The 12571-nt window shown below is 65.7% G+C and carries 12 protein-coding genes and 1 other RNA gene; 1 reads left to right on the forward strand and 12 read right to left on the reverse strand.

Annotated features, from left to right (window positions below):
- Positions 1–3 precede the first annotated feature (3 nt).
- Positions 4–237, reverse strand: coding sequence for a hypothetical protein (locus tag CGLAUT_RS08635; RefSeq protein WP_425551731.1), 234 nt, complete (start codon positions 235–237; stop codon positions 4–6).
- A gap of 95 nt (positions 238–332) precedes the next feature.
- On the opposite strand from CGLAUT_RS08635, the gene CGLAUT_RS08640 reads away from it, so the two are divergent.
- Positions 333–1532: a galactokinase family protein gene (locus CGLAUT_RS08640; RefSeq protein ID WP_290184644.1), complete on the forward strand. Its 1200-nt coding sequence runs from the start codon at positions 333–335 to the stop codon at positions 1530–1532.
- Here the strand turns inward: CGLAUT_RS08640 and CGLAUT_RS08645 are convergent, their stop codons facing one another.
- The 11 genes from CGLAUT_RS08645 to CGLAUT_RS08695 all read right to left on the reverse strand — a co-directional run bounded on the left by CGLAUT_RS08645 (position 1533) and on the right by CGLAUT_RS08695 (position 12560).
- Complete coding sequence (locus CGLAUT_RS08645) at positions 1533–2924, reverse strand: ribonuclease catalytic domain-containing protein (protein WP_095661146.1); 1392 nt, start codon at positions 2922–2924, stop codon at positions 1533–1535. It lies immediately after the preceding gene.
- Between the two features lie 55 nt (positions 2925–2979).
- Positions 2980–3390, reverse strand: an RNA gene (gene rnpB, locus CGLAUT_RS08650) — RNase P RNA component class A.
- Between the two features lie 61 nt (positions 3391–3451).
- Positions 3452–3832 (reverse strand): D-ribose pyranase, encoded by a 381-nt coding sequence (rbsD, locus tag CGLAUT_RS08655; protein ID WP_095660367.1) that lies wholly within the window; start codon positions 3830–3832, stop codon positions 3452–3454.
- On the reverse strand, positions 3825–4742 hold the full coding sequence (locus tag CGLAUT_RS08660) for a ribokinase (RefSeq protein ID WP_290184645.1): 918 nt from the start codon (positions 4740–4742) through the stop codon (positions 3825–3827). Before CGLAUT_RS08660 ends, rbsD begins: the two co-directional genes overlap by 8 nt.
- On the reverse strand, positions 4742–5677 hold the full coding sequence (locus tag CGLAUT_RS08665; RefSeq protein WP_290184646.1) for a D-ribose ABC transporter substrate-binding protein: 936 nt from the start codon (positions 5675–5677) through the stop codon (positions 4742–4744). The genes CGLAUT_RS08660 and CGLAUT_RS08665 overlap by 1 nt, the downstream gene beginning before the upstream one ends.
- Positions 5678–5725: 48 nt before the next feature.
- Positions 5726–6637 (reverse strand): ABC transporter permease, encoded by a 912-nt coding sequence (locus CGLAUT_RS08670; protein WP_290187114.1) that lies wholly within the window; start codon positions 6635–6637, stop codon positions 5726–5728.
- A 104-nt stretch (positions 6638–6741) separates the two neighbouring features.
- Positions 6742–8316 carry a sugar ABC transporter ATP-binding protein gene (locus tag CGLAUT_RS08675; RefSeq protein WP_290184647.1) on the reverse strand — a complete coding sequence of 525 codons (1575 nt, stop codon included), beginning with the start codon at positions 8314–8316 and terminating at the stop codon, positions 6742–6744.
- Positions 8313–9371 (reverse strand): LacI family DNA-binding transcriptional regulator, encoded by a 1059-nt coding sequence (locus CGLAUT_RS08680; protein WP_290184648.1) that lies wholly within the window; start codon positions 9369–9371, stop codon positions 8313–8315. Before CGLAUT_RS08680 ends, CGLAUT_RS08675 begins: the two co-directional genes overlap by 4 nt.
- Positions 9372–9543: 172 nt before the next feature.
- Positions 9544–10698: a bifunctional RNase H/acid phosphatase gene (locus CGLAUT_RS08685; protein WP_290184650.1), complete on the reverse strand. Its 1155-nt coding sequence runs from the start codon at positions 10696–10698 to the stop codon at positions 9544–9546.
- A gap of 14 nt (positions 10699–10712) precedes the next feature.
- A complete protein-coding gene (locus CGLAUT_RS08690; RefSeq protein WP_290184652.1) occupies positions 10713–11396 on the reverse strand; it encodes a zinc ribbon domain-containing protein in 684 nt (227 codons plus the stop codon).
- A gap of 12 nt (positions 11397–11408) precedes the next feature.
- Positions 11409–12560 (reverse strand): Nif3-like dinuclear metal center hexameric protein, encoded by a 1152-nt coding sequence (locus tag CGLAUT_RS08695; RefSeq protein WP_290184653.1) that lies wholly within the window; start codon positions 12558–12560, stop codon positions 11409–11411.
- Positions 12561–12571 lie beyond the last annotated feature (11 nt).

A 12571-nucleotide genomic window follows, 5' to 3' on the forward strand; every position in this document is an offset into this window, starting at 1 on the left:
GACTTAGTTGCGCCGCTCCCAGGACGGGGTGGCGCCCCAGTTGTCATCAGCCTGGTCAGCGGCATCGGCGCGCTTCGTGCGTTCTGCGGCGATCGCGATGGCCTGCTCCGCTTCCTCGCGGGTGTCGTAGGGGCCCATCCGGTTATCCCATGAGTCCACTTTGCCCTGAGTGACCTCGCCGGTAGCGGGGTTGTAGTAGAACTTCTCGTCGGCCATGTCGTGCTCCTTTGGGGTCATGAAAATCTAGCGAAGATTGTGCGCACTACCCTACCTGCGTGCGTTGGTAGTGTGGGTCACAGAACATACCGCCGGGGAAAGGCAACTGAAGAAACATGGCCACGTGGAAAAGCCCTGCAACCAGCCCAGTGGAGCGCGCTCGCGAGGAGCACAAACGCCGCACCGGCGCGGAGGCGACGCATTGCGCATCAGCGCCCGGCACCTGGGTACTCATCGGAGAGAACGTGGATCACTTCGGCGGCGTGACCATCATGGGGCTGGCGGGCCAGCGCGTTGCCGCGTGCGTGAGTCGGCGGAACGACGACGTGATCTCGGTGCACTCCGAGGGCCCGTTCGCTGAGCCAGTGGTGGGCGAAACCTCGCTCGCCGAGCTTGCTGCCGGGGAGATCGAGCACCCGTGGCTCCGCCGCCGCGCCGGCCTGGTGCAGCACCTAATCAGCCGCCAAGTGATTTCCCGCGACACCACCGGACTGAACATCACCGTAGTTTCCGATGTACCGCTGGGAGCGGGCCTAGGCGCGCTGTACGCCGCGGATGCCGCGATCGCGCTTGCGCTCGCCGCCGACAACCCCGAGGCGGACGAGCCGCCGATGCGCGCCCGCCTCGCCGAGATCTGCTCCGCCAACGTGGCCGCGAACTCCACGCTGCCGCTGCTGCGCGCCCGCCACACCGTGGCGCTGCGCGGCACGGCTGGCCAGATCAACGTGGTCGATTACGCGGACAACTCGATTACCCAGGCACCCCACCCAGCAAAGATGGGCGTGCGGATCTTCTCCGTCGCAACCAGCTTCGGTCAGCCCTACGGCGAGCAGGCGGAACGGCTCGCCGAGTGGCGCAACTTCATCGACGAGGCGGTGGCAAACTTCGGTGTGACCTCGCTGCGTGAACTGCCGGAGAACGTGGACCGCGTTGTCGAGTGGGTCGAGGCCCGGCGCGACGCCGGTGACAAGGATGCCCCGGACCCGGCGACCGCGCGCCGCTGGGTGCAGTTCTGCGAGACGGAGACGCTGCGCAGCCTCGCAACCGCGAAGGCATTGCGCTCGCGACGGGGCAACGAGCTGCTCACGCTGCTGAACTCGCCGACCGAGCAGCACGACATCGAGACTCCCGACTCTCTGGTGGCGCTCGCGCTCGAGCGCGGCGCGGCGGCGGCCCGCCCGGCGGCAGCCGGTTCCTCCCAGGCCGTCGTGGCGTTCGTGCCGGTGCGCGAGGCAGAAGAGTTCGCCGAGACCTTTGCCAAGGACTTCGAAATCACCGAGGTCGGCCAGGGCGAACCGGCGCGTCTCGAAGACTAGCTAGTCCGCCGGCCAGGCGAACTCCACCTCGCGCGCAGACGGATCGGCGCGGATCAGCGAGAACATCCCTTGGATACCCTCCGCCGGGGCGCCGATCGAAGGCGCCAGCACCGGCGGCTGCACCACGAAGATGCGCGCCCGATCCTGCTCCTCAGCGCCGCGCTTGAGCACCACACCGCTGAAGTTCTGCCCCACCCACGGCGCAAGCACGGTCGCCTCGGTCAGGTGCAACGCAGCCTTGTCCACCGTGTTCGCGAGCTGCGAAGTCCGCGCCATCGTCGCCATCACCGTCGGCGCGTCGTCTTCGACCCACGACGGCACCTCGTAGCCGCCGCAGATCGCCAGGCACACCTCGGTGGCGTAGCGGTCGATCAGCCTGCGCAGCGGCGCGGTGACGTGGCTGTAGTAGCCGCCGATACCGGCGTGCACCTCGGCTTCCTTCTCGCTGAGATCCACGTACCCGGATCCGCGCAAGAGTTTCTGCGCCTCACGCATCACCGCCATGCCCGTCGGCGTATCCGCGTCCACGCCGGCCAAGAACTCACCGATCCCCCCGGTGACTTCGTAGCCCAGGTTGCGCACCTCGCGTCGAAACTCGGCTTCCGCATCGCGCGGAGCGGGTCCCAGCGTGCGCAGGAACCCCACGCCAGCATCGACCATCATCCGCCCGGCCACCATGCCGGTGAGCAGCGAGATCTCAGAGTTGTAATCCATCACCGCGTGCCGCGGCTCAATCACCAGCTCAAACGCGCCGGCATCCTCCACCACACGCACCGAAGGCAGTCGCAGGTTAATCGCGGAGCGCCGCAGCGACGACTGTTGCCGCAGCCAGCCAACTTGGGGCAGTTTGCTTATCGACGGATGCTCCGCACGCCGTCGGAAAGCAAGCTGCACTTCGTCGTAATCCAGGCGTGCGACCGAGTGAACGAGCGCGCGCTCCACGTGGGCATCTTCCACCTCACCTTCGGCGTCCAGGTCGAACGTCCAGAGCACCGCAGGGCGATCGACGTTGGGCAGCAGCGACGCGGAGCCTTCGGACAGTGCAGGCGGGTGGAGGCGCGCGGGTTCGTCGGGAAGGTACACGGTCTGGCCGCGCACCAGCGACTCCTGCTTGACCAAGCTGGAAGGTTCGACGAACGCGGCCACGTCGGCGATGGCGTAGTACACCCGGTACCCGTCGCCACGCGACTCGATGTAGAGGGCTTGGTCGAGGTCTTTCGACCCCGGCGGGTCGATGGTGACAAAGGGGATGTCGCGGGCATCGCGGCGCCGATCCGCGTGCGCGTCGGTGAGTTGTGCGGCTTCAGCCTCCACCGCAGGTGTGAAATCCGTCGGCACATCGAACTCGTCGGCAAGTGCCCGGAAATTCAGTGGCGCGGCGTAAAGCTTCATGATCAGCCATCGTGCCAGAAAACCGCCGCGAGTTGGCGACATGAAATGGCATGCGCGAATGAGCCGGCCTATGAGCCGGATTCTGTTCCCCGCTTATTGGCGGGGCGGTGATCATCCATCTGGGCGTCCCATTGCTGGGGGCCTCAAGCAGCTACCTTCGGACATGGGCGGGCAGCCTCGTAGCGTCCGACAACCTCTGCCGCGCGAGGCGGCAGGGGCTCTTGCCTTGCTCCCGGTGGGGTTTACCTGGCCGTCTGTGTCACCACAGGCGCCGGTGCGCTCTTACCGCACCCTTTCACCCTTACCTGGTTTCCCAGGCGGTCTACTCTCTGTTGCACTTTCCCGCGGATCACTCCGGGTTGCTGTTAGCAACCACCGTGCCCGTGAGGAGTCCGGACTTTCCTCGACCGCCGCCTGTGCCCACATACGTGGCGGTACGGCGAGCCGCGATCACCCAGCCAACTCATTCGCGTGCGTTGAGTGTACGCCTGTAGTAGGCGTTGAGGAAAGCGGGAGCCGAGCAGTACCTAGAACGGCACCCCGCTGCGGAAGATGAGGTTGGCGTACGGAGTGGTCTCTCCCGTGCGCACCACGAAGGCACAGTCTTCCAACCGCTGCTTCAGCTCCTCGTGGTCGACGGTGTCGCGGTCGGTGCAGTCCGCGGGCACCAATGCGGTGATCTCGTCCGGGGTCTCGGTGGCCAACACGGCACCTTCGACGACGACCTCCTCGAGAATCGCCTGGGCAACGTCGGCGAAGCGCGGCACGCCGAAAACCACCGCGAGGTCAATCACCTCGACGCCGTCCGGCACCGGCAACCCGCTGTCGCCGATCGCGAACGTGTCGGTGTGCCCGAGGCGACACAGAGCTGCGGAAAGCTGCTCGTTGAGAATGCCGCGCTTACGCATGCGTCACCGCCGGAAGCTCGTCGGCGGGAGTGGGATACGAGGTCTGCGCGCCCTGCCGGGTTGCGGCGAATGCTCCGACCCTAGCGGCGTGCTGCGAGGCGTCGATAAGCGAACTGCCCTGCGCGAGCTGCGCGGCAAGCGCTCCGACGAACGCGTCGCCGGCACCGGTGGAGTCGACCGCCGTGACGGTGGCTGGGGCGATCGGCGTGACTCCCTCGGCGGTGGCGACGACCGCGCCGCGCGAACCGCGGGTGATCACGACGTTTTCGAAGCCGACCTCGCGCAGTTTCAGCGCCATGTCTTCCTCGGTCTGCCCCGCCGCCGACGCGTCGACGCCGTAGAGGCCGAGGATGAGTCCGGCCTCGTGCTCGTTGGCCACGAGCGGGTCCGCGTGGAGCAGCACGTCCGCGGGCACGTCAATGACCGGGGCGAGGTTGACCATCACCCGGCCGGTGGCAAGGCGCACCGCCTCCGCGAACCCGGACACCGGGATTTCGCCTTGGAGCACCACGATGTCGGCCTCAGCAATCGCAGCCTCAGCTTTGCGCACCTGTTGCTTATCGACGGTCGCGTTGGCGCCCGGCACCACGACGATCGTGTTCTCCGCGTCCTCGGAGACCGTGATCAGTGCGAGGCCGGTCGGGGACTCCACTTCCTGAACCTGGCTGAGATCGACGCCCGAGCGTTTCAGAAACTCCAGGGCGGGCTGTGCGTTAGAATCGCGGCCGATCGCGCCGACCATGCTCACCGACGCGCCGAGGTTCGCTGCGGCAACCGCCTGGTTGGCACCCTTGCCGCCGGCGGTGATCAGGGCGCCGGTGCCAAGCAGAGTCTCGCCCGGGAGTGGGTGGCGGGCGACGCGCACCGCGAGGTCGGCGTTAATTGAGCCGACGACGCAAATCTGCGTCATTACTCGAAGTCTCCAACGTTGTCCTTGTCCACGGTGACGACCTCGACCGGGATCTCGGCGGTGACCGACTCGCCCTTGATCAGCTTCGAGGCCTCCTCGACGGCCTTCGCGCCGAGCTCGCCCGGCTGCTGGGCAATGGTGGCGTACATCTTGCCGTCCTTGACTGCTGCCAGGCCGTCGGAGGTGCCGTCGAAGCCGACCACGACGACGTCGCTACCCGCGCGGGCACCGAGCGCTTCAATCGCGCCGAGGGCCATCTCGTCGTTCTCCGCGAAGATGGCCTTCACGTCCGGGTGAGCCTGCAGGAGGTTGGTTGCCACGTCCAGGCCCTTGGTGCGGTCGAAGTTCGCGGTCTGCTCAGCGACGACCTTGATATTCGGGTACTTGGCAATGCCGTCCTTGAAGCCCTTGCCGCGGTCACGCGAGGCCGAGGATCCTGCGATGCCCTGGAGGACGAGGATCTCGCCTTCCTCGCCGATGGCCTCCGCTAGCACGTCAGCTGCTTGCTCACCGCCGGCGACGTTGTCGGAGGCGACGAAGGAAGCGACGTCACCGCCGTTGGAGGAACGGTCCACAGCGATCACCGGGATGTTGGCCTTGTTCAGCGACTCAACGGCCGGTACGACCGCGTCGGAGTCGGTCGGGTTCACAATGACCACCTGCGCGCCGGAGGTGGCGGCGTTGTTGAGCTGGTTGGTCTGGGTCGCCGCATCGTCGGAGGCATCCTGGATGTTGAGGTTGATGCCCAGCTCGTCGGCCTTTTCCTGCGCGCCGTCGCGAACCTGCACGAAGAACGGGTTGGTCTGTGTCGACAGCGCCAAAGTGACGTTGCCGCCCCCGCCTGCGGAGTCGCGGTTGCAGGCCGTGAGGCTGAGCGCCATCGCTGCAGCGGTGATGACAGCGGTGGTCTTGCGGAAGATGGATTTCTTGGACATTGGTGCTCCTTCGGGAAACAGGTGACTCGGGATGTGGAGTTGAGAGGACTATGTAGTTGTTTTCTTGCGCAGGACGTCGAAGCCGACCGCAGCGGCAATCACGATGCCGATGACGATCTGTTGCCAGAACGAACTGACGTTGAGCAAGTTCAAGCCGTTGCGGATCACGGCAAGCAGGATGGCTCCCACCAAGGTGCCGGTCGCCTTGCCGGTGCCGCCGGCCAGGGACGCGCCGCCGATAACGACGGCCGCGATGGCGTCCAGCTCATAGCCGGCGCCGGCCTGCGGCTGCGCGGATGAGAGGCGGCCCGCCATGACCAAGCCGGCCAGGGCAGCGAAGACGCCGCTAAGGGCGTAAACCGCGACCAGCACGCGACGCACTGGGATGCCGGAGAGCCGCGCCGCTTCGATGTTGCCGCCGATGGCGTACATGGAGCGGCCAAGCACCGTCCGCGACAGGATGAACCAGCACAGCACACCGGCGAGCAGCATCATGATGATCGGAATAGGGAAACGCCCGACCGAGGAGCCGAGCCAGTTGACCTCGGGCGCAGTGGCGATCGGCGAGCCCTGGGAGATCACCAAGGTCGCCCCGCGCGCAATGGACATCATCGCCAGCGTGGCGATGAACGCGGGCAGCTTACCGTAGGCGGTGGCCAGGCCACTGATGGCGCCGGCGGCGAACCCGGTGAGCAGGCCGAGGATAAGCGTGACCCAGCCCGGCAGTCCCGCGTTGGCCCACATGTGCGCCGACACCATCGCGCTTAGCGCCGCGACAGCGCCGACGGAAAGATCGATGCCTGCGGTGACGATGACGAAGGTCATGCCGAAGGCAAGGATTGCTACCGTCGCTGCCTGGACGCCAACGTTGATCAGGTTGTTGACGGTGAGGAAGTGTGGCGTGGCGATGAACAGCGCGATGCACAGGACGATGAGTCCCACGAGCGCGCCGTTATTCATGATCCAGTTGATCGCACGTTGGCGCCCGGAGATCTGCTCTGAGGCGGCCGGAGCCGACGGTGAGGTCTGAGGCTTTGGTGCCCCAGACGTGGTTACTGACGTGCTCATAGTTGCGCCTCTCTTCTCGTTGTGTCGTTCTCGCCGGGCTCCGCTGCGTCGGCAGCCCCTACGGTGCCTGGCGTATCGACGATGGCGTCGTCCACGTTGGAGACGGCCAACGCCATGATGTCGTCCTGCGACGCACCTCGCGGCAACTCGCCGGCAAGCCGCCCGCCCGACATCACCAAGATTCGGTCAGACATTCCGATCACTTCCGGCAGCTCGCTCGAGACCATGAGCACGGCACCGCCGTTCTGGGTGACCGAGTTAATGATGTTGTAGATCTCCACCTTCGCGCCAACGTCGACACCACGGGTCGGTTCGTCGAGCAGCAGCACGTTCGACCCCGCCAGAACCCAGCGGCCGAACACAGCCTTTTGCTGGTTACCGCCGGAGAGGTTGCGGATCTCCTGGCCGATGCCGGCCATCTTGATGCGCAGCGTTTCGGCGACCTCGCTGGCGCGGCGCCGCTGGCCGGAGATGTCAGCCAGCCCCGCCTTGGAGGTCGAGCGCAGCGTCGCAAGCCCGATGTTGTCGGAGACCGATGCCCCCAACACCAGGCCCTGCGCCTTGCGGTCTTCCGGGACGTGACCGATGCCGTGGCTGATGGCATCAGCGACGCTGCCGGACTTGAGCTGGGAGCCGTTGATGGTTGCCGTGCCCGAATCCACCGGGTCGGCACCGGCGATGGCCCGCACGACTTCTGTGCGACCGGCACCGACCAACCCAGCCAGCCCGACAACTTCGCCTGCGCGGACCGTGAAGGAGATGTCGTGGAACTTGCCCTCCGAGGTCAACCCGTTGACCTCGAGCAGCGGCTCACCAATCGCCTTTTCTACTTGCGGGTACTGGTCTTCGATGTCGCGGCCCACCATGTGGCGCACCAGCACCGGCTCCGGGGTATCGGCGGGGACCTCGGCGACGAAGTGCCCGTCGCGCAAGATCGCCACGGTGTCCGCGATCTCTTCGATTTCGTCGAGGTGGTGGGAGATGAACACCATGCCGACCCCTTCGGCCTTGAGCTCGCGCATCACCGTGAACAGCTGCTCGATCTCGTGGCCGGTCAGCGCCGCGGTCGGCTCGTCGAGAATGAGCATGCGGGCGTCCATTGAGAGTGCCTTGGCAATTTCGACGAGCTGCTGGCGCGCGATTCCGAGCTCCCCTACCGGGGTGTTCAGGCTGACATCGAGCTTGATCCGATCCAGCGCTTCTTTCGCGCGTGCGCGCAGCTCACGGAAGTTCACCAACCCGCCGCGCTGCGGCGTTCGGCCGAGCATGACGTTTTCGGCGACGGACAGGGTCGGCACCAGGTTGAGTTCTTGGTGGATCGTGGCGATGCCGAGCGCTTCGGACGCTTTGGTATCGGCAATCGTCACCTCCTGGCCGTCGACAAGAATGCGCCCAGACGTCGGCTGGTGCACACCCGCCATCATCTTGATCAGCGTCGATTTGCCTGCGCCGTTCTCGCCGAGCAGTGCGAGTACGCGCCCGGGTTCGACCGTAAGTGAAACGTCCTCAATGACGCGCACGGGTCCGAAGGACTTGGACACGTTCTCGAACTGGAGAATCGGTGTTGTCACCCTTGCACCTCCTTAAAATGATCGGACTGTTGAATATCGCTCTGGCGAGCCCGAGGCTGAGCAGTGCGCTTGGAGGATTCGCGGACAATGAGCCGTGTGGGCAGGACTTCCTCCGACTCGTAGTCCTCGCCCTGCAACATGGCGTGGAGTTTCGCCCATGCGCGGCGGCCAAGCTCGGTGACGTTTTGGTCGATCACCGTCAGCGGGGCGGGTTGAATCCGAAACGCGGGCTGGTCGTCGAAACCGATCAGCGCAAGGTCCACACCGGGCTGCATGCCCATCTCGTAGCAGGCCTCGAGCGCACCCGTGGTCATCATGGAGTCGCCCGCGATCACTGCTGTCACCTGGTCCCGCAGCAGCGTCATCGTGCCGGCGTGACCTTCTTCGCGGCGATACCCGCCCCGGTAGATCACCGGTTCAAGGTCGGGGTGGTTGGCCACAGCGGATTCGAAGCAAGCCAGGCGCTGCACACCAGTGGATGTGCTGCTCGGCTCCGCAAGGTAGCCAATCCGTCGGTGGCCGTTCTCGTACAGCAGCCCAACCGCTTCGTGAATCGAAACCTCCGGATCGGAGACCACCGACGGCAGGTCAAGGCCCTGAAGTCTGCGGTCCACTTGCACAATCAGGTGCCCGTTCTGCTTCAGCCCCTCGATAGCGTCTGCGCTTTCCGCCGCGGGCACGATGATGAACCCGCTGAGCTGCTGGCTCTGAAATACGCGCAACGCGGCATCGAACTGGGTGGCGTCTTCGTGCGTCGAGGCAGTGACCGTCGAATAGCCGTCGCGCTCGGCGGCCTGCTGGATCGCCGTGGCCATCTCCGCAAAGTAGGGGTTGACCAGGCTGGGCACAGTCAGTCCGATGGCCGCGGAGTTGGAGTTCCGCAGGCCCCTCGCCTGCAGGTTGGGCAGATAGTTCAGTTCGCGGGCGGCCTTTTCCACCCGGTCTCTCGTGGTGGTTGAGATCGCGGGGAATCCGGAAAGCGCCCGTGAGGCGGTGGAGACGGACACGCCAGCCTGCTCTGCGACGTCTCGCAAAGTCGCGCGACGAGGACTCACCGTGACCACCTCCTTCGATTCCGGATTTGCAGACTGCTGCAATTGCTTGTTGCAAACGTTTGCATCTCACCCTCAACCCTAGGAAAATCCTGCGAAAGCCGTCAAGTGATTCAGTTCACCAATAGCCCCTTTTGTGCCCCGGTCGCGCAGCTAGAGAAATTATTTATTCAACTTATTCGAAGTGGCGGTGATGCGCCACATCATTGAATGCCCGCACAACCCCGAAGTCACCGTAGAACTCGACCACGGACACGCTCGCCAGATCAAGGAAAATGTGTTTGAACGTCTCCGCGTTCGTGCCCAGTGCCTGCCGGATCACCGACTTAATCGGCGTCATGTGCGCCACAACCAGCACCGTCTGCCCCTCGTGCGCCTCCTGCACCTTCAGTCGCTCGCGGGTCACCCGTCGGTGCAACTTGGCCAGGGATTCGCCGTTCGGAGGGCTTTCGCTTGACGACGCCTCCCACACGCCCACCTGCTCCGGGTACCGCTGGAGAGCCTCGTACCGAGTCAGGCCTTCGAAGTCCCCGAAATCAACTTCTCGGAAGCCGTCGTACACCTCGATGTCCGACTCGTCGCGGCCGAGGGCTTCAGCACAGTGCTTTGCGGTCTGCAGCGCGCGGCGTTGCGGCGATGAGATGATCGCATCGATCTGCCCCATCTGTGCGACTGCCGCGGCAGCGCGCTTCGCCTGCGCGTGACCGATATCGGTGAGCTCCGGTTCGGCAGCGCCGGAAAATCGGCGCTGTGCGGAGTGCTCAGTCTGGCCGTGGCGCAGGAGGACGAACCGGGTGCGCGGCGCTTTCGCATCGGACCAATGCGCAGGGCCGGCGACAACGTGCGATTGCTTCTTCTCCGCTTGCGCTTCGCGCTCTGCAGTCGCGGGCGAGGCCGGCGCGTCCAGCACGCGCGGGGTGCCGTCCTTCGCGGCGGCGTCCATGGCAACGTTGGAAAGCTCGTCGGCTTTCTTGTTCTTGGCGCGCGGAACCCAGGTGTAGGTCACCTCATCGAAACCCTGCGCGATTTTGCGGGCCTCAAGCGCGAGATCCTTCATGTCCGGGTGCTTGATCTTCCAGCGGCCATTCATCTGCTCGACGACAAGCTTGGAGTCCATCGACACGTCCACCGCGGTAGCCCCCAGGTCGCGCGCGGCCTCGAGCCCGCGCAGCAGGCCGTGGTACTCGGCGACGTTGTTCGACGCTTTCGCACCGACAACATAGGCAACTTCGGCGAGCGTCTCACCACCCTCGCCGTAGACCACGGACCCGGAACCGGCCACGCCCGGGTTGCCGCGGGAGCCGCCGTCGCAAAACATTGCTACGCGCATGCCAACCCCATTACCTACTGCTCCGGGGTAACGCGCACGAGCAGCGCGCCGCAGTTCGGACAGGTCGGCAGCTCGTCGACATCCGCGCCCATGACTTCAGCGCGCTCCGCCGGCGGAAGCTGGATAAAGCAGGAGTTGCAGGTCCGGCCGTTGAAGGCTGCGGCGCCGATGTCGTCGTAAAGCGAAAGAAGCTCCTCCGGCAACCCGACGCGGAGTGCGGCCGTATCCACCGGCTCGACCTCCGGCAGCGCGTCGACGGCGCGCTGGGCGGCCTCAACCTTGCGATTCGCCTCGTCCAGGCGCGCGCCGTGGTTGTCGCGGTTGTTTCGCAGCGCGGCGATCTCGTTGTGCGCCTCCTTGAGCTCAGAGAGCAGATCGGCGATTCTCGACTTCGCGGCGTAGCGGTCGTGCTCCAAATCCTTTCGGCGCTCCGGGTCGGTCTCGGCGGAGAGCTGGTGCTTGTCGTCCAGCTCACGGCGCTTGAGCTTGCGTTCGTCCTCCTGGATGCGCAGGATCTCCAGCTCCATATCGTCCACAGCCATCTGCGCGGCGGACGCGGCGGACGCGATGCGCTCGCGCTCGGCGGTGAGGCGCTCGAGCTCCTTCTCCTCCTCACGCTTGCCGCCGGGGTGGGCGGCTGCACGCTCGGCTTCGGCGAGCTGCAGGAGTTTCAGCTGCTGGTCTTTGGGCAGGTGCATGGCGTGACTCCTTCAGTGCTTCGGGTGCTCGGTTTTCGACGGGTGCGCGGACACGGTCCACGGGTCGGTGCGGATCGGGATGATCTCGGTCTCCACACCCAACTCGGCCACGATACCCGCGGCCTGTTCGGTCCAGGGGAATTCGCTGGCCCAGTGGGCGGTATCGATCACGGCGGGACCGCCGGCGCGCAGGTGCTCATCGACGGGGTGGTGGCGCAGATCCGAAGTCACGTACACGTCCACGCCCAGCTTGGCTACGTCTTCAAGGAAGCCGTCTCCCGAACCGGAGGACACCGCGACCTTCCGCACCATCCGCTCCGGGTCGCCGGCGGCGCGCACGCCCCACGCGGTTTCCGGCAGGGCGTCGGCGACCTGCTGCGTGAATGCCGCGAGCGTCATCGGCTCGGGCAGCTCCCCGATGCGGCCCAAACCGGTGGCGTTGGAAAGGTCCCGAGTCTCGGCCATCTGCACTACGTCGAAGGCGGGTTCTTCGTACGGGTGGGCGTTGCGCAGGGCGTCGATAAGCTTCCTGCGGAGGGTGGTGGGTGCGACAAACTCGACGCGCGTCTCGCTGTCGCTGTAGTGCTTGCCGATCGCGCCTTCGGTGGGGTCGGCACCTTCGACCGGGGTGAAGCGGCCGGTGCCGTCGATCGCGAAGGCGCACTCGCGGTAGTTGCCAATCTCGCCCGCGCCAAGCTCGAACAGCGCCGCCATCACGCGCTCCACATCAGCCGGTGGGATGTGCACGCCCCACTTGTCAATGCCGTCGAGGTGCACCGGCTTGATCGGCCGCCCCGGAGTAATGCCCACCAGCTCGGCCAGCTTGTCCGAGACTCCCGGGCGCGCGGAATCCGCGTTCGTGTGCGCCGCGAACAACGCCACCCCACCTTTCAACAAAGTGTGGATGACCTTGCCCTTTGGCGTATCCACTGCCACGGAAGACACCCCTCGCAGCAGCAGTGGGTGGTGCACGACCAGCATTTGCGCTTGGCTTTCGACGGCAGCCTGCGCCACCTCCAAAGTGCAATCCAGCGCGAAAGCGACTCGGCTCACCCCGTCGTCCGGGTCGCCACAGATCAACCCGACCTTGTCCCAGCTTTCGGCGAGCTGCGGCGGGTAGGCGGCCTCCAGCGCGGCGACGACATCTGCAACGGTGACACTCATGGCACCCAGCC

This window comes from Corynebacterium glaucum (assembly GCF_030408855.1).
Classification (GTDB): Bacteria; Actinomycetota; Actinomycetes; order Mycobacteriales; family Mycobacteriaceae; genus Corynebacterium; species Corynebacterium glaucum.